Raw genomic sequence first — 21,784 nt, 5'->3', positions numbered from 1 at the left:
ATGACGACCGCGACCACAACCACCAGCGTCCTCGACGCCACCGGCGTCACCATGCGCTTCGGCGGCCTCACCGCCGTACGCTCCGTCGACCTCAGCGTGAACGCGGGCGAGATCGTCGGCCTCATCGGCCCCAACGGCGCCGGCAAGACCACCTTCTTCAACTGCCTCACCGGCCTGTACGTGCCGACCGAGGGCACCGTCACCTACAAGGGCACCATCCTCCCGCCCAAGCCCCACCTCGTCACCAACGCGGGCATCGCCCGGACCTTCCAGAACATCCGGCTCTTCGCCAACATGACCGTCCTGGAAAACGTCCTCGTCGGACGCCACACCCGCACCAAGGAAGGACTCTGGTCCGCGCTCCTGCGCGGCCCCGGCTTCAAGAAGGCCGAAGCCGCCTCCCACGAACGGGCCATGGAACTCCTCGAGTTCATCGGACTCCAGAACAAGGCCGACCACCTCGCCCGCAACCTCCCCTACGGCGAGCAGCGCAAGCTCGAAATCGCCCGCGCCCTCGCCGCGGAGCCCGGCCTGCTCCTCCTCGACGAGCCCACCGCCGGCATGAACCCGCAGGAGACCCGGGTCACCGAAGAACTCATCTTCGCCATCCGGGACCAGGGCATCGCCGTCCTCGTCATCGAGCACGACATGCGGTTCATCTTCAACCTCTGCGACCGCGTCGCCTGTCTCGTCCAGGGCGAGAAACTCGTCGAAGGCACCCCCTCGGTGGTCCAGGGCGACGAACGCGTCATCGCCGCCTACCTCGGCACCCCCTTCGAGGGCGCCCCCGGCGGCGAAGAGGTCGCCGCGGTCGAAGCGGCGGAAGCAGCGGCCGAGGCCGCCGACACACCGCGCGACGCCGGCACCACGGGCACCACCAGCACCACGGGTACGGAAGGGGACGCGAAGTGACCGCGCTTCTGGAGGTCGAAGACCTCAAAGTCGCCTACGGCAAGATCGAAGCCGTCAAGGGCATCTCCTTCAGCGTCGAAGCCGGCCAGATCGTCACCCTCATCGGTACCAACGGCGCCGGCAAGACCACCACCCTGCGCACCCTCTCCGGGCTCCTCAAGCCCTCCGGCGGCCGGATCGTCTTCGACGGAAAGCCACTCAACACCGTCCCGGCCCACAAGATCGTCGCCCTCGGACTCGCCCACTCCCCCGAAGGCCGACACATCTTCCCCCGGCTCACCATCACGGAGAACCTCCAGCTCGGAGCCTTCCTCCGAACAGACAAAGCCGGCATCGAGAAGGACATCCAGCGCGCCTACGACCTCTTCCCCATCCTGGGCGAACGGCGGAAGCAGGCGGCGGGCACCCTCTCCGGCGGCGAACAGCAGATGCTCGCCATGGGACGCGCCCTCATGTCCCAGCCCAAACTGCTCATGCTGGACGAGCCCTCCATGGGCCTCTCCCCCATCATGATGCAGAAGATCATGGAAACCATCGTGGAGCTCAAGTCACAGGGCACCACCATCCTGCTCGTCGAACAGAACGCCCAAGCCGCGCTCTCCCTCGCCGACCAGGGCCACGTCATGGAGATCGGCAAGATCGTCCTGTCCGGCACCGGTGAATCCCTGCTCCACGACGAATCCGTACGCAAGGCCTACCTCGGCGAGGACTGACCCCGCCGACCGCACACACCAGAGGGCCCGCCCCCACTCTCCCGGGGACGGGCCCTCACCCGTACGAGACCACCAGACCCGTACGAGACAACCAGAGGCCTACTGCCCCTTCGCCGCCTTCTTCTCCGCCGCGTCCTCGATAACCGCCTCGGCCACCTGCTGCATCGACATCCGGCGGTCCATCGACGTCTTCTGGATCCACCGGAACGCCGCCGGCTCCGTCAGCCCGTACTGCGTCTGCAGCACCGACTTCGCCCGGTCCACCAGCTTCCGCGTCTCCAGCCGCACCGTCAGGTCCGCGACCTCACGCTCCAGCGTCCGCAGCTCCGTGAACCGCGACACCGCCATCTCGATGGCCGGCACCACATCACTCTTGCTGAACGGCTTCACCAGATACGCCATCGCCCCGGCGTCCCGCGCCCGCTCCACCAGATCACGCTGCGAGAACGCGGTCAGCATCAGCACCGGCGCGATCGACTCCTCCGCGATCTTCTCCGCCGCGGAGATCCCGTCCAGCACCGGCATCTTCACATCGAGGATCACCAGATCGGGCCGGTGCTCGCGCGCCAACGCGACAGCCTGCTCCCCGTCACCGGCCTCGCCGACGACCGAGTACCCCTCCTCCTCCAGCATCTCTTTGAGATCCAGACGGATCAGGGCCTCGTCCTCGGCGATGACGACACGCGTCGTCAGCGGCGGAACGTGCGACTTGTCGTCATCGTCGACGGGCTGGGGCGACTCGGGGGCGGTCACGGGGGCTCCTCGTTACGGGGCATGGTGCTGCTCCCCATGAGCGTACCTAGCTGATGGCCTCGACGGTTAGCCGGTACACTCTCACCAGCTACCTTGCCGGGTTGGCGGAATTTGGCATACGCGGATGTCTCAAACACATCTGTTCGAAAGGACATACGGGTTCGAGTCCCGTACCCGGCACACCCTTCAAAGCGGATGCTCACGTTCTCGTGAACATCCGCTTTTTCACACCTAGCGTGATGACGGGTGACGCAGAGTGCCCTCATGAACTTCCACGGCACAGATGTACGCCAGAAAGCACTCACCCTGCTGCGCGGCGGCGCGAAGAACGCAGACGTCGCACGGCAGCTAAAGGTACCCACAGGCACCGTCGGCTACTGGCGCCACGTCGATCGCGCGAAGCGCGGAGAGTGTCCAGACAAACCTGTTCCGTTGTGTCCCCGATGCGACGGACGCGAACTCGACGAACGGGCATACGCGTATCTGCTGGGGCTGTATCTCGGCGATGGACACATCATCCAGTATTCCCAGCACAGGGTGCCAAGCCTCATGATCACCTGCGACAACACGTGGCCTGGGCTCATGGACGCATGCGAGCAGACCATGCGTGCGGTATTCCCGGACAACTCCGTTTGCCGGGTGCAGCGGATCGGCTGCCAGAACGTCAAGGTCTACTCGAAACACCTCTGGTGCATGTTCCCCCAGCACGGCCCCGGCATGAAACACACGCGCCCGATCGTCCTCGAACCCTGGCAGCAGAAGATCGTGGACACACACCCGTGGGAACTCATCCGCGGCCTCATCCACTCGGACGGCTGCCGCTGCATCAACTGGACCGAGAAGATCATCGGCGGCGAACTCAAGCGGTACGAGTACGCCCGGTACTTCTTCACCAACCTGTCCGCCGACATCATCCAGCTCTTCACCAACACCCTCGACACCGTGGGCGTCGAGTGGCGACGCGCCAATGCCAAGAACATCTCCGTCGCCAAGCGCGCCTCCGTCGCGCTCATGGATGCCCACATCGGGCCCAAGTACTGAGGGAGCCGGCGGACCCCCTTGGCCTGATCGCGTGAAGCTCCGCTTCCGGACGGAGCGGCGATGTCAAAAATAATATTGCCGCATTAATTGTGGCCTTCGGAGCAGGAGACCGGAGGCCCTCCATGGATCGGACCGTACGTCAACCCGTTCCACGAGGGGCTGTGAGCCGCGCGTCCGCCCCGGGCAGGTCTCCGGGCGCCCGTCCCCGCACCGGGTACGACGTGGTGGTGGCGGGTGGCGGGCCGGCCGGCTGTGCGGCCGCGCTCGCGCTGGCCCGGGCGGGGCGGCAGGTCCTGCTGGCGGACGCCGGTACCGGGCCGCCGAAGGCCGGTGAGGCGCTCGTGTCCGCCGGTGGGGTGCTGCTCGACGACCTCGGGGCCGGTGACCGGGTGCTGGGTTCGGGGCATCTGACCTGTTACGCCAACCTGTCGGCGTGGGGTTCGTACGAGCTGCGCGCGGTGGACTTCGTCAACGATCCGCAGGGCCCCGGGTGGCATCTCGACCGGAAGGTGTTCGACGGGCGGTTGCGGGAGGCCGTGCGCGCGGCGGGGGCCGAGGTCGTCGAGGGCACCGCGGTGCGCCGGCCGGTGCGCCGGCCCGACGGCGGCTGGATCTTGGTGCTGCGTGGCCCGGGCGGTGACCGTGCCGTGCGCTGCCGTTGGCTGGTCGACGCCACCGGGCGGGGCGCGGCGATCGCCGTGCGCTGTGGTGCCGTGCGGCGGGTCCGTGACCGGCTGACGGCTGTGTGTCTGGCGCTCGACGCGGCCCCGGGCGCCGCTGACGGCTGTTCGCTGGTGGAGTCCGTCGAGGACGGGTGGTGGTATACGGCGCCGCTGCCGAGGGGGCGCCGGTTGATCACCTATTTCACCGATACGGATCTGCCCTCCGCCGCTCTGCGTACCGCGGAACAGGTGCGGCTGCGGGTGCGGGCGACCCGCTATGTGGGGCGGCGGGCTGGGCCGCATGGGTTCGCCGTGTCGGCGGTGCCCCGTAGGGCGCCCGCGTACAGCGCGTATCTGGACCGGGTGTACGGGGAGGGCTGGGTCGCGGCCGGGGACGCGGCCGTCGCCTTCGATCCGTTCTCCTCGCAGGGTGTCCTCACGGCCCTGTACACGGGGATGAGTGCCGGCCGGGCCGTCGATGCCCGGCTGCGTGGCGAGGTGGGGGCGCTGGAAGGCTACGCGGAGGGGGTGCGGCGGGCGCGTGCCGCGTATGTCCGTGGTCACCGGGGCGTCCACGCGCAGGAGGCGCGCTGGGCGCACCGTGCTTTCTGGGCCCGTCGGCTGGCGGCGGCGGGGGACGGCGCCCGCCGGTGAGCCCGCGCCCCGGAGCGGGGTGCGGGTGGGAGGGTGCGGGGGGCGGGCGGCTACTTCGGGGAGTCGTCCTCGCCGATGTGGTGGACGCGGACGAGGTTGGTGGAGCCCGCCACCCCTGGCGGGGAGCCCGCGGTGATGACGACGATGTCGCCTTTCTGACAGCGGCCGATCCTGAGGAGTTCTTCGTCGACCTGGGCGACCATCGCGTCGGTGGAGTCCACGTGCGGGCCGAGGAAGGTCTCGACGCCCCAGGTGAGGTTGAGCTGGGAGCGGGTGGCCGGGTCGGGGGTGAAGGCGAGGAGGGGGATCGGGGAGCGGTAGCGGGAGAGGCGTTTGACGGTGTCGCCGGACTGGGTGAAGGCGACGAGGAACTTGGCGCCGAGGAAGTCGCCCGTCTCGGCGGCGGCGCGGGCGACCGCGCCGCCTTGGGTGCGGGGTTTGTTGTGGTCGGTGAGGGGCGGGAGGCCTTTGGCGAGGATGTCCTCCTCGGCCGCTTCCACGATGCGGCTCATGGTCCTGACGGTCTCGACGGGGTATTTGCCGACGCTGGTCTCGCCGGAGAGCATCACGGCGTCTGTGCCGTCGATGATGGCATTGGCGACGTCGGAGGCTTCGGCGCGGGTGGGGCGGGAGTTGTCGATCATCGAGTCGAGCATCTGGGTGGCGACGATGACCGGTTTGGCGTTGCGCCGGGCCAGTTTGATGGCGCGTTTCTGGACGATGGGTACCTGTTCGAGGGGCATTTCCACGCCGAGGTCGCCCCGGGCGACCATGATGCCGTCGAAGGCGGCAACGATGTCATCGATGTTCTCGACGGCCTGGGGCTTCTCGATCTTGGCGATGACGGGGAGCCGGCGGTGTTCCTCGTCCATGATCCGGTGGACGTCCTCGATGTCGGCGCCGCTGCGTACGAAGGAGAGGGCGATGAGGTCGGTGCCGTGGCGCAGTGCCCAGCGGAGGTCGTCGATGTCCTTCTCGGAGAGTGCGGGGACGGAGACGGCGACGCCGGGGAGGTTGAGGCCCTTGTGGTCGGAGACCATGCCGCCTTCGACGACGAGGGTGTGGACGTGGGGGCCGTCGACGGAGGTGACTTCGAGGGTGACCTTGCCGTCGTCGACGAGGATGCGTTCGCCGGTGGTGACGTCGTCTGCGAGCCCTTCGTAGGTGGTGCCGCAGCCGTGGCGGTCGCCTTCGTGGGGTTCGACGGTGATGGTGAATTCGTCGCCGCGTTCAAGGAGTACGGGGCCTTCGCGGAAGTGGCCGAGGCGGATCTTCGGGCCTTGAAGGTCGGCGAGGATTCCGACGCTGTGGCCGGTTTCCTCGGCGGCTTTCCGTACGCGCTGGTAACGCTCCTCGTGTTCGGCGTGGGTGCCGTGGCTGAGGTTGAGGCGGGCGATGTCCATTCCGGCTTCGACCAGTGCTTTGATCTGGTCGTACGAGTCGGTGGCGGGCCCCAGGGTGCAGACGATCTTGGCTCGGCGCATATATCGAGCGTAGGGCTTACCGGCCGGTAGGGAATTGGCGGTGCATGACTGCCCAACAACCTTTGAGTTAAAGGTTGTTGACAAGTGTTTAATTGTGCGGCGGGGTGCTCCGATGAGCGTTTTCGGCGGGGTTCAGGGGGTGAGGTCCGGCGGGGTCATGGTGAAGCGTGCGTTCACCTGCGCGTAGACGGTCTGCCGCTGCGGTTCGAGGTCGAGCGCGGGCGCGGCCTCGTCCGAGGCGCCCTTGTACGCGACGCTGCGCAGGGCGCCGGGGGCGGCGGGCCCGCCGTATCCCCCGCTGTTCTCCGCGCCGATGTCGGCGAGCTCGACCAGGGCGGCGAGGCGGGCGTCGAGGGCTTCCGCGTACTCCCTGGCGCGCTTGACGGCTTCCCGTACGGCCTGGCGGCGGGCGTTTCCCCGGGCCGGGGAGTCGGGGCGCAGGGACCACCAGGGGCCGGCGACGCTGGTGAGTTCGAGGTCGGCGATGCGGGTGGTGAGTTCGCCGAGGGCGGTGAAGTCGGAGAGCTCGACGGTGAGGTGGACGCGGCCGTGGTAGGCGCGGACGCGCTCGCCGCGGCCGTGCTTGGAGAGCTCGGGGGTGATGGAGAAGGCTCCGGTCTCCAGTTTCTCGATGGCGTCGCCGTACCCCTTGACGAGGTCGAGGACCCGGGCGTTGCGCCGGGTGAGGTCTTCGAGGGCGGTGCGCCGGTCGGTGCCGCGGGCGCCGACGGTGATGGAGATGCGGGCGATCTCGGGGTCGACTTCGAGCCGTGCTTCGCCGCGGACGGCGACCCGCGGTGTCTCGGGGGTGCCGTAGGGCGGGGTGGGGGTCGGGGTGTCGGTGGTCATGGGGCGGCTCCCTCGCGGCGCGGGTACGGCGGTGGCCGGCTCTGCGGCTGTGCCTACTCTCGCATCCGGGTCGGACACTCGCGGGTGCGCGCCCTCCGACGGTCATCTGATCGAAACCCTCAGGGGGTGTTGCGCGCGGTGGTTCTGAGCCAGAATCTACGCGCGTTGTGCAATGGATCGGTTGTGCAATGAACCGAGGGAGAAGAAGAAATGCCGCTGAACCGTAGGACGCTCCTGGGCAGTGCGGCCGCCGCCGGTGCCGGTGCGGCGCTGGCAGCCGGGGGGACGGCTCCGGCGCAGGCCGCCGGGCTTGGTCAGGGTTCCGCTCCTGGACGTCCGCAGAAGCGGTACGCGTTCACGGTGATGGGGACGACCGACCTGCACGGGAACGTCTTCAACTGGGACTACTTCACGGACAGGGAGTTCGACGACGCCGCGCACAACGATGTCGGCCTGGCGAAGATCTCGACGCTGGTCGAGCAGGTCCGCGAGGAGAAGGGCCGGCAGAACACGCTGCTGATCGACGCGGGTGACACCATTCAGGGCACCCAGCTCGCGTACTACTACGCGAAGGTCGACCCGATCACGGCGAAGCGCGGTCCGGTGCATCCGGTGGCGCAGGCGATGAACGCGATCGGCTACGACGCGGCGGCGCTCGGCAACCACGAGTTCAACTACGGCATTCCGGTGCTGCGGAAGTTCGAGGAGCAGGTGCGTTTTCCGCTGCTCGGCGCGAACGCGCTGGATGCGAAGACCCTGAAGCCGGCGTTCGCGCCGTATGTCATCAAGAAGTTGCGGACGCCGCAGGGCCGGGACGTACGGGTGGCGATCCTCGGGCTCACCAACCCCGGCATCGCGATCTGGGACAAGGCGAACGTCCAGGGGAAGATGACTTTCCCGGGTCTGGAGGAGCAGGCGGCGAAGTGGGTGCCGAAGCTGCGGTCGATGGGCGCGGACGTGGTGATCGTGTCGGCGCACTCGGGGTCGGACGGTTCGTCGTCGTGGGGTGACCAGCTGCCGTACGTGGAGAACGCGGCGGGCCTGGTGGCCGAGCGGGTGCCGGGCATCGACGCGATCCTGGTCGGTCACGCGCACGTGGAGATCCCGGAGCGCCGGGTGGTCAACCAGAAGACCGGCAAGGACGTGGTGCTGTCCGAGCCGCTCAAGTGGGGCCAGCGGCTGACGCTCTTCGACATCGAGGTGGTGTGGGACCGGGGCGGCTGGACGGTCGAGAAGGTCTCCTCGAAGGTCCTCAACTCGAACACGGTCGCGGAGGACAAGAAGATCACGGGGCTGCTGGCGGACGAGCACCGCAAGGTCGTCGCGTACGTCAACCAGGTGATCGGTACGTCGACGGCGGCGATGTCCACGGCGGACGCGCCGTGGCGGGACGAGCCGATCATCGACCTGATCAACCACGTCCAGACGGAGACGGTGAAGGCGGCGCTGGCGGGCGGCGAGTGGGCGGCGCTGCCGGTGCTGTCGCAGGCCTCGTGCTTCTCCCGTACGGCGGGGATCCCGGCCGGCGAGGTGACGATCCGGGACGCGGCGGGGCTCTACCCGTTCGAGAACACGCTGGAGGCGCGCCTGGTGACGGGGGCGCAGATTCTGGCGTACCTGGAGTACTCGGCGCGGTACTACGTGCAGACGGCGGCGGGCGCGCCGGTGGAGACGGCGAAGCTGACGAACGCGGGCGGTACGCCGGACTACAACTACGATGTGGTGTCGGGGCTGACGTACGAGATCGACATCGCGAAGCCCGCGGGTTCGCGCATCGTGGATCTGCGGTTCGGGGGGCAGCCGCTGGACCCGGCGGCGAAGTTCGTGCTGGCGGTGAACAACTACCGGGCGAGCGGGGGCGGTAACTTCCCGCATGTGCCGGGGGCGCAGCAGCTCTGGTCGAATTCGGATGAGATCCGTAACACGATCATCGGCTGGGTGAAGGAGACGGGCACGGTCGATCCGGCGGTGTTCGCGTCGGTGGACTGGAAGCTGACGCGGGACGGCACGCCGGTCTTCTGAGCTGTCTGCTGAGCCGTCTTCCGAGCAATCTGCTGAGCTGTCTGCTGTTCCAGCGGGTTCAGCGGACTTCGGTGAGCGGGACCAGGCCCCTCGGTGCGGGCACCGTGTGGGTCCGGTCCTGTCCGTCGAGTCCGAAGGTGGTGAAGGCGGTGCGCCGGGGCAGGGTGTAGGGCTCGGTCCCGGTGCGGCCGCCGACGAGGTGGTTGAGGATGGTCGCGCTCCGCCAGGCGGCGAGGCCGAGGTCGGGGGCGCCGACGCCGTGGGTGTGCCGTTCGGCGTTCTGTACGTAGGCGGAGCCGCTGACGCCCGGGTCGAGGACGAGCCGGTGGTGGGCATCGATGCGGGGGCGTCCCGAGGCGTCCCGGCACATGTACGGGTCGAGCCCGGCGAGGATCCGGTCGAGCGAGCGCTCCCGGTAGCCGGTGGCGAGCACGACGGCGTCGGTGGTGAGCCGGGAGCGCGTGGCCTGCCGGCCGTGTTCAAGGTGGAGTTCGAGCCTGGTGGTGGAGACGCGGCCTGCCGTACGGATGTGGACACCGGGGGTGAGGACGGCGTCGGGCCAGCCCCCGTGGAGGGTGCGGCGGTACAGCTCGTCGTGGATGGCGGCGATGGTCTCGGGGCCGATGCCCTTGTGGAGCTGCCACTGGCTGGGGAGCAGGTCGTCGCGGGCGCGTTCGGGCAGCGCGTGGAAGTAGCGGGTGTAGTCGGGGGTGAACTGTTCGAGGCCGAGCTTCGAGTACTCCATGGGCGTGAAGGCCTCGGTACGGGCCAGCCAGTGGATCCGCTCGGCTCCGGCGGGGCGGGCGCGCAGCAGGTCGAGGAAGACCTCGGCGCCGGACTGTCCCGAGCCGATGACGGTGATGTGTCCGGCGGCGAGGAGCCGGTCCCGGTGGTCGAGGTAGTCGGCGGAGTGGATGACGGGGACGGTGGGCGCCTCGACGAGCGGCCTGAGCGGGTCGGGGACGTACGGCTCGGTGCCGATGCCGAGGGCGATGTGGCGGGTGTGGACCCGGCCGAGGGCCTCGGCCTCGCCGTCGGCGTCGAGCTGGGTGAAGTCGACCTCGAACACGTCGCGTTCGCCGTTCCAGCGGACCGCGTCGACCTGGTGGCCGAAGTGGAGTCCGGGAAGCCGTTCGCTGACCCAGCGGCAGTAGGCGTCGTACTCGGCGCGCTGGATGTGGAAGCGCTCGGCGAAGTAGAAGGGGAAGAGGCGGTCGACGGCCTTGAGGTAGTTGAGGAAGGACCAGGGGCTGGCGGGGTCGACGAGGGTCACCAGGTCGGCGAGGAACGGGACTTGGAGGGTGGCGCCGTCGAGGAGCAGACCGGGGTGCCAGTGGAAGGCGGGGCTCTGGTCGAAGAAGGCGGTGCTGAGCGGGGCCGAGGCACCCCCCGCCTCCGGAACGCCGCCTGTTCCCCGAACGCCCGCCGCCCCCGGAACGCCGTCCCGTGACGGAATGCGGTCGGCGAGCGCGGCGAGGGAGAGGTTGAACGGGCCGATGCCGATGCCCACCAGGTCGTGGGGGTGGGCGAGGTCGGTGAAATGGGCGGTCATCGGCGTGTGCTGCCTTCCACGAGTGGTGGTCTCCGGTAGGCACAACGAGGCGACACTGTCAGGGGTATCGGGGGATCCGGCGCCGGTCGCCGAAAAGGCTGAAAAACACTCCGGGATCCGTCCCGCCCTGTCGGAGGGAACGGATCCCGGTGTCCTCTCAGGCCCTGCGGACCCGCAGCGCGCGGCCCAGGTCGTCGAGCTGGTCGGTCAGTTTGCGCCGCAGGGAGGGGATCATCTCCGTACCGTCCAGGCAGTCCTGGCCGAGGCGGAGCGCCTCCTCGTCGACGGCGTACGCGGGGAAGGCGTAGCGGCCGGCGGCGTCGGCGATGGCCGGGCCCCTGCGGTCGGCGAGGGCGGTGGCCCGGGGGTAGAACAGGGGCACGTACTCCCGTACGAGGTCGGCCTGTTCGGGCTGCCAGAAGCCCTTCGCGGTGGCGGTGAAGAGGTAGTTGGAGAGCTCGTCGGTGTCGAAGAGCAGCGCCCAGGCGCGGGCCTTGGCCGCCGGGTCGGGGAGGGCGGCGCGGCACCGGGCGGCGCCCTCCTGGCCGGTGGCGCTGGGGTCGCGGTCGAGTTCGGCGTCGATGGTGGCGGTATCGAGCGCGCCGAGGACGGCGAGGCGGGTGAGGACGCGCCAGCGCAGTTCGGGGTCGAGTTCGGGGCCGCCGGGGACGCTGCCGGAGTCGAGCCAGTCCTGGAGGGGGTCGGGCTGGGTGGCGGCGTCGATGAAGTGGCGTACGGCGGTGAGGCGCAGGCCCGGGTGGTTGCCGTCCTCGGTGCGGCGGATGAGGTCGCGGCAGAGGGCGGTGAGGGTGGCGAGCGCGGCGGGCCGGTGCTCGGGGGCGAGATAGCGGTCGGCGACCTGCGCGGCGGCGAAGTCGAGGACGCCTTCGACGAGGGCGACGTCGGTCTCGTGGGGCAGGTGGGTGCGGGCGGCGTCGAGGTAGGCGGCGGGGGCGAGTTCCCCGTCGCGGACCATGTCGCGGGCGGCGTTCCACAGGACGGTGCGGGTGAGGGGTTCGGGGATGCCGGAGAGGGTGTGCAGCGCGGTGTCCCAGGAGGGCGCGTCGAGGCGGACCTTGGCGTAGGTGTAGTCGCTGTCGTTGAGGAGGACGAGCGCGGGCCTGCGGCCGGGGAGGGTGACGGGACCGGTGAGGGGCACGTCGAGTTCGAGGCGTTCGCGGGCGACGAGGCGGGCGGGGCCGGCGCCGTTGTCGGGAGCGGTGTCGTACGTGCCGACGGTGACGCGGTGGGGCCTGCTGCCGTCCCGGACGACGTCGAGGCTCCATTGCGTGGTGTGGTCGGTGATCCGGGGGGTGAGGGTGTCGACGCCGGTGGTACGGAGCCACTGCTCGGCCCAGGCGTGGACGTCGCGGTCGGTGGCGTGGGCGAGGGAGTCGATGAAGTCGGCGAGGGTGGCGTTGCCGAACTTGTGGCGGGCGAAGTGGGTGTTGATGCCGGCGAGGAAGTCCTTCTCGCCGAGCCAGGCGACGAGCTGGCGGAGGGCGGAGGCGCCCTTGGCGTAGGAGATGCCGTCGAAGTTGAGGAGCGCGGAGGCGGTGTCGGGGACGGCGTCGGGGTCCGGGGCGACGGGGTGGGTGGAGGGGCGCTGGTCGGCGTCGTACCCCCAGCCCTTGCGCCGGATCCCGAAGTCGACCCAGGTCTCCCTGAAGCGGGTGGCTTCGGTGAGGGTCTGGTATCCCATGTACTCGGCGAAGGACTCGTTGAGCCAGATGTCGTCCCACCAGGTGAGGGTGACGAGGTCGCCGAACCACATGTGGGCCATCTCGTGGGCGATGACCATGGCGCGGGTCTGCCGCTCGTTGTCGGTGACGGCGGAGCGGTAGACGAATTCGTCGCGGAAGGTGACGAGGCCGGGGTTCTCCATGGCGCCCGCGTTGAACTCGGGGACGAACGCCTGGTCGTAGGAGTCGAAGGGGTACGGCTCCTCGAACTTCTCGTGGTAGCGGTCGTAGCAGGCGCGGGTGATCTCGAAGATCTCGTCGGCGTCGGTGTCGAGGTGGGGGGCGAGGGAGCGGCGGCAGTGGATGCCGAAGGGGAGGCCGGCGTGTTCGGTGCGGATGGAGTGCCAGGGGCCCGCGGCGACGGCGACGAGGTAGGTGGAGATCCGGGGCGTGGGGGCGATGCTCCAGTGGCCCGTGCCGTCCGGTCCGGCGGCGGTCCGCTCGGCGATGCCGTTGCCGAGGACGGTCCACCGGTCGGGCGCGGTGACGGTGAGCTCGAAGACGGCCTTGAGGTCGGGCTGGTCGAAGGCGGCGAAGACGCGCTGGACGTCTTCCATGAAGAGCTGGGTGTAGACGTACGTCTCGCCGTCGGTGGGGTCGGTGAAGCGGTGCATGCCCTCGCCGGTGCGGGAGTACCGCATCGCGGCGTCGACGCGCAGCTCGTGCGCGCCGGGGGTGAGCCCGGCGAGCGCGAGCCGGTTCCCGTCGAGCGCGGCGGGATCCAGGCTCACGCCGTCGAGGGTGACGGTGCGCAGGGTGGCGGGCTTCAGCTCGACGAAGGTGTCTCCGGCCGCCCGGGCCGTGAACTGTATGACGGTGCTGGAGTCGAAGGTGTCCTCGCCGGTGGTCAGATCGAGGGTGATCGTGTACCGCTGGACATCGAGGAGCCGGGCTCGGGTCTGCGCTTCGTCGCGCGTCAGTACGGGCATGGAGCCATGCTGCCCGATGGGCCGGGGGCCGCGCAGCAAGGTTCTTTGCGCTCTGAGCGCACGGCTCCCCCCACTGGATCCGCGCTGTCTCAGGGGTGGTCGGCGCGGTTCTCGCCGGCGATCGTCTCGTGGTGGCGGATCACCTCGGCGATGATGAAGTTGAGGAGTTTCTCCGCGAAGGCGGGGTCGAGGCGGGCGTTCTCGGCGAGCTGGCGGAGCCGGTTGATCTGGCGGGCCTCGCGGGCCGGGTCGGCCGGGGGGAGCTGGTGTTCGGCCTTGAGGTGGCCCACCTGCTGGGTGCATTTGAAGCGTTCGGCGAGCATGTGGACGACGGCGGCGTCGATGTTGTCGATGCTCTCGCGGAGCCGGGTCAGTTCGGCCTGCACCGCCGGGTCGACGGCGCTACCGCCGCCGCTGCCGTTGCCGGGGGTGGTGCCGGGGTCGCTCGTGGTCATGGTCCGGCAGCTTAGACGGAGCGGGGCGCGGGGCCTCCGGGGTGGTCAGCATGCGGGATCCCGTCCTCCGGGAGGCGGGGGTCGTCCCCGCCCTCCGGTACGCGGAGATCGTCCCCGCCCTCCGGTACGCGGGGGCCGTCCAAGCCCGCCGGTACGCCCGGGCCGTCCCCGTCCCCGCCCGACGCGCCCGGCACCGTACGGCTCTGCTGCGCCCGGAAGCGCCCGGGCGCCAGGCCGACGCGGCGGGTGAACAGCCGGGAGAAGTAGGCGGGGTCGTCGTACCCGACCCGGCGGGCCACGGCGGCGACGGGCAGTTCGGTGGCGACCAGGAGTTCCTTGGCATGGCCGAGGCGGATCCCCAGCAGGTAGTCCTTGGGGCTGCGTCCGGAGGCCCGGCGTACGGCCGCGCGCAGGGCCGCCGGGGTCATGCCGTGGCGGGCGGCGTGCTCGGCGACGGTGAGCGGCCGGCAGGCGTCGCGGGCGAGCGCCTGGAGTACGGGGTCGCCCTCGGCGTCGGTGTCGGCGCGGGCGCGGCGCAGGGCGACGAGCAGTTCGTGGACGGCGGCGCCGGTCTCGACTTCCAGCAGGGGGTTGCCGTGGCGGGCGGCGCGGGCGATCCGGGCGACGGCGGCGCGCGCGCCGGTCGCGTCGGAGAGGGGGACGACGGGCCGGTCCGGTTCGATGTAGCCGAGTTCGGTGTACGTGGCGGTGGCGGGCCCGGTGAAGTCGACGAAGCTCTCGTCCCAGCCGCCCGGCCGGTCGGGCCCGTAGTGGTGCGCGACGCCGGGCGTGAGCCAGAGCAGCGCGGGCGCGGTGACGGTGGTGCGGCGTCCGTCGGCGCCGCGGAACCAGCCGCTGCCGGTGCTGATGACGACGGCGACGTGGTGGTCGAGGGCGCGGGGGCCGACGACGGGGAGGCTGCCCCGCTGGAGTCCCACGCCGAGGCAGACGAGCCCGAGCCCGTGGTGGACGGGGCCGGGGCTGAAGAAACGCATCCACGTGTGGTACGTCATCCCGGCTCCCTCCCCTGTCCCCCGCACCGTTCCGTCCAACCAATGGCGATCTTTGTCCATGGACCGTCCGGCCGCCACCGGGACAAGGTGGATGCGGCACGGAGAGGCCGAGGACCGCGACGGACGACCAGAAGGACGGTGGCTGAGCCGATGACGACCGGATTCACGGTGGGGAAAGAGCACTTCGAGGTGGACGGCCGTCCGGTGCGGCTGCTCTCCGGCGCGCTGCACTACTTCCGGGTCCATGAGGAGCACTGGGCGCACCGGCTGGGGATGCTGCGCGCGATGGGCCTCAACTGTGTGGAGACGTACGTCCCGTGGAATCTCCATGAGCCGGAACCCGGCCGGTTCCACGACCCCGCCGCGCTGGGCCGGTTCCTGGACGCGGCACACGCGGCCGGGCTGTGGGCGATCGTCCGGCCGGGCCCGTACATCTGCGCGGAGTGGGACAACGGCGGGCTGCCGCACTGGCTGACGGGGCCGCTGGGGGCGCGGGTGCGGACCAGGGACGCGGAGTTCCTGGGCGCGGTGGAGCGCTGGTACGGGGAGCTGCTGCCGCAGGTCGCGGCGAGGGAACTCGGCCGGGGCGGTCCGGTGATCATGGTGCAGGTGGAGAACGAGTACGGGAGTTACGGCACCGACCAGGTCTATCTGGCGCGGCTGACAGCGCTGACACGGGCGTGCGGGATCACGGTGCCGCTCTTCACCTCGGACGGGCCGGAGGAACACATGTTGACGGGGGGCCTGGTCCCGGGGGTGCTCGCGACCGTCAACTTCGACAAGGACGCGGCCGCGGCCTTCGGGGCGCTGCGCCGCTACCGTCCCGAAGGCCCGCTGATGTGCATGGAGTTCTGGTGCGGCTGGTTCGAGTACTGGGGCGGGAAGCCGGCCGTACGGGAGCCGGCGGAGGCGGCGGGCGCGCTGCGGGAGATCCTGGAGGCCGGTGCCTCCGTCAATGTGTACATGGCGCACGGCGGGACGAGCTTCGCGGGGTGGGCGGGGGCGAACCGGGCCGGGGAGCTGAACGACGGGGCGCTGGAGCCCGATGTGACGTCGTACGACTACGACGCGCCGATCGACGAGGCGGGCCGGCCGACGGAGAAGTTCCGGCTGTTCCGTGAGGTGTTCGCGGAGTACCAGGAGGGCCCGCTGCCGGAGATCCCGCAGGCGCCGCCGGTGCTGGCCGCGCCCGTGACGGCCGAGTTCACGGGGTGGGCGCCGCTGGACGCGGTCATGGAGGCGCTCGGCGGTCCCGAGGCCGAGTCGGCGCTGCCGCCCGCCTTCGAGGAGTTGGGCGTGGACCGGGGCCTGGTCCGCTACCGCGTGGACATCCCTGGCCCGCGGGCGCCGCAGCGGCTCACGCTGGCCGGGCTGCGGGATCTGGCGGTGGTGTACGTGGACGGCGCCCGGGCCCAGGCGGACCCCCTGAGCGACGGGGCGCCGGCCCTGCTGGAGCCGGTGGCCGGGCCGGCCTCGGTCGAGATCTGGGTGGAGTCGCTGGCCCGCGTCAACTACGGGCCGCGGCTGGGTGAGCCGAAGGGCATCACGGGCGGGGTGCTGCACGAGCGGCAGCAGCTGCACGGGGTACGGGCACGGGGGCTGCGGCTCGACGCGTTCGACGACGCGGAGGCGGTGGCGCGGATCCCGTACGAGGCGGTGCCGTCGGTGCCGTCGGAACGCGGGCTGTACCGGGCCGCGTTCACGGTGACCGGGGCGGGGGACGCGAGGCTGACGCTGCCGTCGTGGACCCGGGGCTTCGTCTGGGTGAACGGTTTCTGCCTGGGCCGTTACTGGTCCGCCGGGCCGCAGGAGTCGCTGTACGTCCCGGGCCCCGTGCTGCGCGAGGGCGCCAACGAGGTGTGGGTGCTGGAGCTGGACGGCGCGGGCGAGCCGCGTGTGCACCTCGCCTGAGACGCGCGGACGAGGGGGTGTGTGCCGGACCCACCGGTCCGGCACACACCCCCTCAGGTCACTGCGTGCGCGGCGCCGCTACAGGGTCGCGGCGGCCGAGGCGATCTGCGAGGCGAAGGTCGAGACCTCGGTGTAGACGCCGGGGTAGCCGGGCCGGGCGCAGCCGTTGCCCCAGCTCACGATGCCGACCTGGACGTAGGCGCCGGAGTTGTCCGTACGGAACATCGGGCCGCCCGAGTCACCCTGGCAGGTGTCGGTGCCGCCGCTCGCGTAGCCGGCGCAGATCTCCTCGTTGGCTATGATGTCGCCGCCGTAGGAGGCGTTGCAGCTCGCGTCGGAGACGAACGGCACGGTGGCCTTGAGCAGGTAGCGCTGCTGGGCGCCGCCCTCGGTGGCCGCGCCCCAGCCGGCGACGGTGAAGTTGCCGGTGTTGTACTGCGTGGTGGTGGCGATCTTCAGCGTCGCCAGGTTGATCGGCGAGGCGAGCTTGATCAGCGCCCAGTCCTTGCCCGCGCCGTTGTAGCCGGGGGCCTGGAGGACCTTGGTGGACTTGACCTTGATGGCGCTGGTGCTCTGGAGGTCCACGACACCCGCGGTGGCGGTGATGCTCGTGTTGTTGCCGGAACCGCTCACACAGTGCGCGGCGGTCAGCACGACGGTCGGGGAGTACAGCGAGCCGCCACAGCCCATGGAGAGGCGGACCATGAAGGGGAATTCACCCTGGGCGGCGCGGGTGCCGCCGACGACCGGCGGGGCGAGGGGCGCGGCGGCCTGGGCGACGGGCGCCGGGGCCGGCAGCGGCGAGGCCATGGCGGAGGACGGCTGAAGGCTGATGGCGGCGAGAGCGACGGCGCCGACGGCGGCGCATCTCTTCAGGGCACCAAGAATGCTCAACGGTCTGCCTTTCGTGGGGGATGCGGTGGAGGCAGTGCACCGGGCACGGGTCGACGCGCGTTGCGTCACGGTGTGTTACGGGCACGGTGGGGTACGGCGCGGTGGCATGCACCGTGCCGGCCTGCGCCGTGCCGCACCGCGACGCGTTGCACTGACATGAGCCCGACAAGAAAGCGTGATCCGGATTATGCGGAGCGAATACGCCGGGCCACAAGAACCCTGTTTCGGCCATCGAGGTAGATCATTTGTCGGCCAACGCCCGCTGACCGGACAACGCCGGGCCGCACTCCGGAGTGCGGCCCGGCACACTCCGGGCCGGGCGCCGGGCCGCACTCCCGGCACACTCCGGGCCGCAAGCCGAGCCGCACTCCGGGCACGCTCTCGCGGCGCGCTCCCGCTCCCCGTCCGTACACCGCCGTACAGTTGACGGGTGCGGGGCCCGACCGCCCCACGAGCCGGTCACGGGGCAGGCGGAGGGGGCAGGGACGTGCGAGACGGCGACGAGGTCGTCCACGGATATCCGCATCTCGACACGGCGCGGGCCGCGATCACCGCGCTCTACCACCGGCTCTCGGCCGACGGGGTCCGGGCGTACGCCACCAGCGTGGCGCCCGCCGATGTCGCCTTCTCCGATCTCGACGACCTCCATCTGGGCACCCAGCGGGTGGCGCACGCCCTCGTGCAGCAGCTCCGGCTGCCCGACGCGCGCGTGATCGTGAGTTTCCGGGAGATGACACACGCGGCGAACGTGGAGCTGACCGCGGGCCCCGAGTACTTCGTCGAGCTGAACGACCGCTTCCGTACCCACCGCAGGGACATCGGCGCCGCGCTCGCCCACGAGATCACCCATGTCCTGCTGCACCGGCTCGGGCTGAGCTTCCCCGGCACCCGGGACAACGAGATCCTCACCGACACGGCCACCACCTACCTGGGCGCGGGCTGGCTGCTGCTCGACGCGTACCGCGAGGACCGCGACTCCAGCCAGAAGCTCGGCTACCTCACCCCCGAGGAGTTCGGCTACGTCCTCGCCAAGCGCGCGGAGGTCTTCGACGAGGATCCGCGGATCTGGTTCACCAGCCCGCAGGCCTACACGTCGTATACGAAAGGCAGGGCGCAGGCGCAGCGCGACGAGCAGCAGCCACCGCTGACCACGGCCGGCTGGGCGGGCCGCCACCGCTACGCCAAGGACCGCCGCTACGCGCTCGACCACCCGGGCGCGGCCCCGGACCCGGCGTCACCGTACGCGTTCGAGAGCCGGCCGGACGGGCCCCGCGTCTCGTTCCCCTGCCCGACGTGTCTCCAGCGGATCCGGGTACCCGTACGCGGACGGGTGCGGGCGCGGTGCGGACTGTGCGGGACCGTCCTGCACTGCGACACCTGAACGGCAGGGCCTGGCTCCGCCGAACACCACGGCGCAACGTGGCCGCCCGGGGAAACGTAGGGTCGAAGCATGGCGAAAGAGGCGGCAGCGGGCGTCACCGACCTGTTCGAGGCGGTGATCGGCGGCAAGGACGACGCCGTCGTACGGCTGCTCAGGGCGGGCGTGTCCGCCGAGGCGACCGATACGGACGGGGAAACGGTTCTGTACCGCGCGGCGGTCAGCGACGAGCCGGGGATGGTACGGCTGCTGCTCGCGGCCGGCGCCGATCCGCAGCGGGCGAGCGGCCCCGAGGGCTGGGACCTGCCGCTGTGCGCGGCGGCCTGCGGCGGCCACACCGAGGTCGTCCGGGCGCTGCTCGCGGCCGGGGCGGCGCCGGACGGCCGGGAGGCGTTCGACTACACGGCGATCGTCTGGGCGGTGGTGCAGGGCTTCGCGGACACGGCGGAGACCCTGCTGGAGTACGGCGCGGACCCGGATCTGCCGGGCCCCGGCGGAGAGGCGCCGCTGGTGCTGGCGGCCCGGCGCGGCTCGACGGCGGCCGTCCGCGTCCTGCTGCGGTACGGCGCGGGCGCGCGCGACAGCGGCTCCGTGTACAACACGGCGGGCGCGGGCGCGTATCCCGGCGCGGATCACGGCATGGGCTCCGGCGCGTATCCCGGCGCGGACTCCGGCACGCGCGGGGCGGCGCTTGCCGAGGCCCGGCGCTGGATGGCGCTCGACGTCGAACAGGAGCTGCGGAAGGGGCTGCTGAGCACCTTCGGCGACGGGGACGAGGCCGAGGGGTACGAGACGGTGGTGCGCCGGATCCGGGCGGACGGTTCCGAGACGGTCATCGTCGAGCTGCTCAGGGACGGGGGCTCCGGGGCCGGCCGTGAGCAGCAGACGGGACACGCGGCCGTCGCCACGCTGCTGGAGGCGGAGCTGGGGATCGCGACACCGTACGAGGAGCTGGCCGGGCGCGCGCTGGGCTGCGGGGACCCGGAGCGGGACGACTGGACCGAGGCGGTGGCCGCGCTGTGGCGGCGCGGCGACGAGGAGACCTTCGCGACCTGCGCCGCGTGGTGCGCGAGCGACGAACCGCTGCGGCAGGCGTTCGCCGCCGATGTGCTGGCGCGTCTGGGCGCGACCGGCGGCGCGGGGCCGCAGGGCACCGGAGCGGACGGGGCCGGAGCGGGCGGCCCCGGCGGCGGCGCGGAAGCCGCCGACGGCGGGGGCCCGTACACGGCGCGCGCGGTGCCCCTGCTGCGCGAGCTGTCCCGGCAGGCGGTGGAGCCGGAGCTGATCAGCTCGGCCGTCGTGGCGCTCGGCCAGCACGGCGATCCCGCGGCGCTGCCGGAGGTCCTGCGCCACACGGCGCACCCGGACGCGGGGGTACGCCGCCGGGTCGCCGTCGCGCTGGCCGGCCTCGTACCGGCGGCCGGGCTCGTACCGGCGGACCGTCAGGACGCGGTACGGGCGGTGGTGCGGCTGAGCCGGGACGCGGACGCGGTGGTCAGGGACCGCGCGGTCATGGCCCTGGCGGAGCCGGCGGCGGACACGTACGAGATCCGGGAGGCGCTGGCGGCCCGGCTGAACGAGCCGGACGCGGGGACGGCGGCGCGCGCGGCGTGGGGGCTGGCCGTGCGCCGTGATCCGCGGGCGGTGGCCGCGCTGGAGCGGATCCTGCTGGACGAGGATCCGGCGGGGCGGCCGCGCAGAACGGCGGTGGAGGCCGTGGCGTACCTGCCGAAGGGCCCGGAGCGGCGCCGTCTGGAGTGCACCCTTCCGCGCCGCCGCTGACGGCCCGTACGCCACTCCTCACTCCGCCGACCGCGGCGCGGTCAGCGGAGCCGCAGCGTCCCGGGGGCCTCTTCCTCGATGAGCTGGACCAGTTCGTCGAAGACGGTGGGCCCCCGGCCCGCGAGCGCGTCCTCCAGACGGGCCCGCGCGGCGGGCCGGTTGTCGGGGTGCGTGCGCTCCAGCCGCCGCTGGAGCGTCCGCACGGTCTCCTCCTGGCCGAGGGCCCGGCGCGAGAGCTCGTGCCGGTGCCATTCGATGACGAAGTCGCCGTCGTCCGGCGTTCCGTAGCCGCCGTGCAGACAGTCCGCGAGCGAGTCGAGGTTGCCCCCGAAGTACCCGTCGGGCCCGTTCACGGCGGCGCCGATCACCTGCCAGAAGCGGTCGAGGCCGGTGACCTCCGCCCCGTCGATCACGTATGTCACCGTCATGGGACGGAGGTTACCTTCCGGGGTGGGGATCAGCAGGAGTACTTGACGAGCGAGAACGACGCGTAGTGGTCGGCCGTGTAGTAGTCCTCACTGGCCTTGCTGCCGGTGACGATGCGCCGCGCGCCGCGGTTCGAGGAGCCCGGCGTGATGACGGTGTACTCGTGGTAGTAGCCGTTGGACTGGCTCGGCAGGATGCCTTCCCGGTTCTGGAAGACACCGCCGTCCTGGGAGTACGGGAACGGTCCGCCGGCGTCGATCAGGTCGAGCGTGTCGTGGGCCTGGGACGGCAGCTTGGAGTAGCAGATGCTGCCGACCGCTGTGGGGGCGGCGTTGGCGGCAGTGGTGACTCCACCGACGAGCAGAGTCGAGACCAGTGCGGCGAGGCCACCAAGGGTGGCGATACGTGGGGGAATTCGCATGCCTCATGATGACGCGCGTAGACGTGCACACGTCAAGAACAACCGCCGGGAATTTCCCCGAAGTTAGAGGTCGCGTGGATAGGTGGGGCGGGAGAAGGAGCGGGGCGAGGGGCAAGTCCGGCAAGGCGGAGGAGGGAGGCGACGCGGAGCGTCGCCGAGTGACGACAACGCCGCCGGGCGCCGCCCATCGG

General features: G+C 71.1%; 18 protein-coding genes and 1 tRNA gene. 9 read left to right on the top strand and 10 right to left on the bottom strand.

Annotated elements, in window-relative coordinates; genetic code table 11:
• Together AB0P17_RS07535 and AB0P17_RS07530 are read left to right on the top strand one after the other, a co-directional pair.
• A complete protein-coding gene (locus tag AB0P17_RS07535; RefSeq protein WP_365808815.1) occupies positions 1-912 on the top strand; it encodes an ABC transporter ATP-binding protein in 912 nt (303 codons plus the stop codon).
• The gene (locus AB0P17_RS07530) at positions 909-1,625 is read left to right on the top strand and encodes an ABC transporter ATP-binding protein (RefSeq protein ID WP_365808515.1); all 717 of its coding nucleotides are present in this window, start codon (positions 909-911) and stop codon (positions 1,623-1,625) included. Before AB0P17_RS07535 ends, AB0P17_RS07530 begins: the two co-directional genes overlap by 4 nt.
• Before the next feature lie 99 nt (positions 1,626-1,724).
• Here the strand turns inward: AB0P17_RS07530 and AB0P17_RS07525 are convergent, their stop codons facing one another.
• Positions 1,725-2,378 (bottom strand): response regulator, encoded by a 654-nt coding sequence (locus AB0P17_RS07525; protein WP_365808514.1) that lies wholly within the window; start codon positions 2,376-2,378, stop codon positions 1,725-1,727.
• A 95-nt stretch (positions 2,379-2,473) separates the two neighbouring features.
• On the opposite strand from AB0P17_RS07525, the gene AB0P17_RS07520 reads away from it, so the two are divergent.
• The 3 genes from AB0P17_RS07520 (at position 2,474) to AB0P17_RS07510 (ending at position 4,735) form a co-directional block, all read left to right on the top strand.
• Positions 2,474-2,558: transfer RNA gene (locus AB0P17_RS07520), tRNA-Leu, on the top strand.
• An 84-nt stretch (positions 2,559-2,642) separates the two neighbouring features.
• Positions 2,643-3,419 carry a helix-turn-helix domain-containing protein gene (locus AB0P17_RS07515; RefSeq protein WP_365808512.1) on the top strand — a complete coding sequence of 259 codons (777 nt, stop codon included), beginning with the start codon at positions 2,643-2,645 and terminating at the stop codon, positions 3,417-3,419.
• 161 nt (positions 3,420-3,580) lie between these two features.
• Complete coding sequence (locus tag AB0P17_RS07510) at positions 3,581-4,735, top strand: FAD-dependent oxidoreductase (protein WP_365808510.1); 1,155 nt, start codon at positions 3,581-3,583, stop codon at positions 4,733-4,735.
• Between the two features lie 50 nt (positions 4,736-4,785).
• Here the strand turns inward: AB0P17_RS07510 and pyk are convergent, their stop codons facing one another.
• The gene (gene pyk, locus AB0P17_RS07505; protein ID WP_365808508.1) at positions 4,786-6,219 is read right to left on the bottom strand and encodes a pyruvate kinase; all 1,434 of its coding nucleotides are present in this window, start codon (positions 6,217-6,219) and stop codon (positions 4,786-4,788) included.
• 132 nt (positions 6,220-6,351) lie between these two features.
• Positions 6,352-7,068, bottom strand: a complete 717-nt coding sequence (locus AB0P17_RS07500; RefSeq protein WP_365808506.1) for an SIMPL domain-containing protein — start codon at positions 7,066-7,068, stop codon at positions 6,352-6,354.
• 210 nt (positions 7,069-7,278) lie between these two features.
• Between AB0P17_RS07500 and AB0P17_RS07495 the strand changes: the two genes are divergently transcribed.
• Complete coding sequence (locus AB0P17_RS07495; RefSeq protein ID WP_365808504.1) at positions 7,279-9,090, top strand: 5'-nucleotidase C-terminal domain-containing protein; 1,812 nt, start codon at positions 7,279-7,281, stop codon at positions 9,088-9,090.
• Between the two features lie 58 nt (positions 9,091-9,148).
• Here the strand turns inward: AB0P17_RS07495 and AB0P17_RS07490 are convergent, their stop codons facing one another.
• From AB0P17_RS07490 to AB0P17_RS07475, 4 genes are all read right to left on the bottom strand, one after another.
• Positions 9,149-10,642: a SidA/IucD/PvdA family monooxygenase gene (locus AB0P17_RS07490; RefSeq protein WP_365808502.1), complete on the bottom strand. Its 1,494-nt coding sequence runs from the start codon at positions 10,640-10,642 to the stop codon at positions 9,149-9,151.
• A gap of 157 nt (positions 10,643-10,799) precedes the next feature.
• Positions 10,800-13,313, bottom strand: coding sequence for an aminopeptidase N (gene pepN / locus AB0P17_RS07485; RefSeq protein WP_365808500.1), 2,514 nt, complete (start codon positions 13,311-13,313; stop codon positions 10,800-10,802).
• Positions 13,314-13,402: 89 nt separating this feature from the next.
• Positions 13,403-13,768: a chorismate mutase gene (locus AB0P17_RS07480; RefSeq protein WP_365808498.1), complete on the bottom strand. Its 366-nt coding sequence runs from the start codon at positions 13,766-13,768 to the stop codon at positions 13,403-13,405.
• A gap of 11 nt (positions 13,769-13,779) precedes the next feature.
• Positions 13,780-14,781 (bottom strand): AraC family transcriptional regulator, encoded by a 1,002-nt coding sequence (locus tag AB0P17_RS07475; protein WP_365808496.1) that lies wholly within the window; start codon positions 14,779-14,781, stop codon positions 13,780-13,782.
• Between the two features lie 150 nt (positions 14,782-14,931).
• On the opposite strand from AB0P17_RS07475, the gene AB0P17_RS07470 reads away from it, so the two are divergent.
• On the top strand, positions 14,932-16,692 hold the full coding sequence (locus AB0P17_RS07470) for a beta-galactosidase family protein (RefSeq protein WP_365808494.1): 1,761 nt from the start codon (positions 14,932-14,934) through the stop codon (positions 16,690-16,692).
• A gap of 78 nt (positions 16,693-16,770) precedes the next feature.
• Here AB0P17_RS07470 and AB0P17_RS07465 read toward each other — a convergent pair whose 3' ends face one another.
• Complete coding sequence (locus AB0P17_RS07465; protein ID WP_365808492.1) at positions 16,771-17,586, bottom strand: serine protease; 816 nt, start codon at positions 17,584-17,586, stop codon at positions 16,771-16,773.
• A 487-nt stretch (positions 17,587-18,073) separates the two neighbouring features.
• On the opposite strand from AB0P17_RS07465, the gene AB0P17_RS07460 reads away from it, so the two are divergent.
• Both AB0P17_RS07460 and AB0P17_RS07455 read left to right on the top strand, forming a co-directional pair.
• Entirely contained in the window at positions 18,074-18,967 is an 894-nt protein-coding gene (locus AB0P17_RS07460; protein ID WP_365808490.1) for a hypothetical protein, read from the top strand.
• A gap of 69 nt (positions 18,968-19,036) precedes the next feature.
• Positions 19,037-20,746: an ankyrin repeat domain-containing protein gene (locus tag AB0P17_RS07455; RefSeq protein WP_365808489.1), complete on the top strand. Its 1,710-nt coding sequence runs from the start codon at positions 19,037-19,039 to the stop codon at positions 20,744-20,746.
• 41 nt (positions 20,747-20,787) lie between these two features.
• Here AB0P17_RS07455 and AB0P17_RS07450 read toward each other — a convergent pair whose 3' ends face one another.
• Positions 20,788-21,174, bottom strand: a complete 387-nt coding sequence (locus tag AB0P17_RS07450) for a barstar family protein (protein ID WP_365808487.1) — start codon at positions 21,172-21,174, stop codon at positions 20,788-20,790.
• A gap of 29 nt (positions 21,175-21,203) precedes the next feature.
• Positions 21,204-21,593: a ribonuclease gene (locus AB0P17_RS07445; RefSeq protein ID WP_365808485.1), complete on the bottom strand. Its 390-nt coding sequence runs from the start codon at positions 21,591-21,593 to the stop codon at positions 21,204-21,206.
• Positions 21,594-21,784: the final 191 nt, after the last annotated feature.

Source organism: Streptomyces sp. NPDC088124 (assembly GCF_040685895.1).
Taxonomy (GTDB): Bacteria; Actinomycetota; Actinomycetes; order Streptomycetales; family Streptomycetaceae; genus Streptomyces.
This window is presented reverse-complemented; position numbering and strand designations above follow the sequence as displayed.

Excerpts from the sequence above, each read along its gene's own strand:
- AB0P17_RS07535 (WP_365808815.1), top strand. The coding sequence starts at position 1 with ATGACGACCGCGACCACAACCACCAGCGTCCTCGACGCCACCGGCGTC.
- AB0P17_RS07470 (WP_365808494.1), top strand. The coding sequence starts at position 14,932 with ATGACGACCGGATTCACGGTGGGGAAAGAGCACTTCGAGGTGGACGGC.
- AB0P17_RS07490 (WP_365808502.1), bottom strand. The coding sequence starts at position 10,642 with ATGACCGCCCATTTCACCGACCTCGCCCACCCCCACGACCTGGTGGGC.
- pyk (WP_365808508.1), bottom strand. The coding sequence starts at position 6,219 with ATGCGCCGAGCCAAGATCGTCTGCACCCTGGGGCCCGCCACCGACTCG.
- AB0P17_RS07475 (WP_365808496.1), bottom strand. The coding sequence starts at position 14,781 with ATGACGTACCACACGTGGATGCGTTTCTTCAGCCCCGGCCCCGTCCAC.
- AB0P17_RS07450 (WP_365808487.1), bottom strand. The coding sequence starts at position 21,174 with ATGACGGTGACATACGTGATCGACGGGGCGGAGGTCACCGGCCTCGAC.
- AB0P17_RS07455 (WP_365808489.1), top strand. The coding sequence starts at position 19,037 with ATGGCGAAAGAGGCGGCAGCGGGCGTCACCGACCTGTTCGAGGCGGTG.
- AB0P17_RS07515 (WP_365808512.1), top strand. The coding sequence starts at position 2,643 with ATGAACTTCCACGGCACAGATGTACGCCAGAAAGCACTCACCCTGCTG.
- AB0P17_RS07480 (WP_365808498.1), bottom strand. The coding sequence starts at position 13,768 with ATGACCACGAGCGACCCCGGCACCACCCCCGGCAACGGCAGCGGCGGC.
- AB0P17_RS07495 (WP_365808504.1), top strand. The coding sequence starts at position 7,279 with ATGCCGCTGAACCGTAGGACGCTCCTGGGCAGTGCGGCCGCCGCCGGT.
- pepN (WP_365808500.1), bottom strand. The coding sequence starts at position 13,313 with ATGCCCGTACTGACGCGCGACGAAGCGCAGACCCGAGCCCGGCTCCTC.
- AB0P17_RS07445 (WP_365808485.1), bottom strand. The coding sequence starts at position 21,593 with ATGCGAATTCCCCCACGTATCGCCACCCTTGGTGGCCTCGCCGCACTG.
- AB0P17_RS07500 (WP_365808506.1), bottom strand. The coding sequence starts at position 7,068 with ATGACCACCGACACCCCGACCCCCACCCCGCCCTACGGCACCCCCGAG.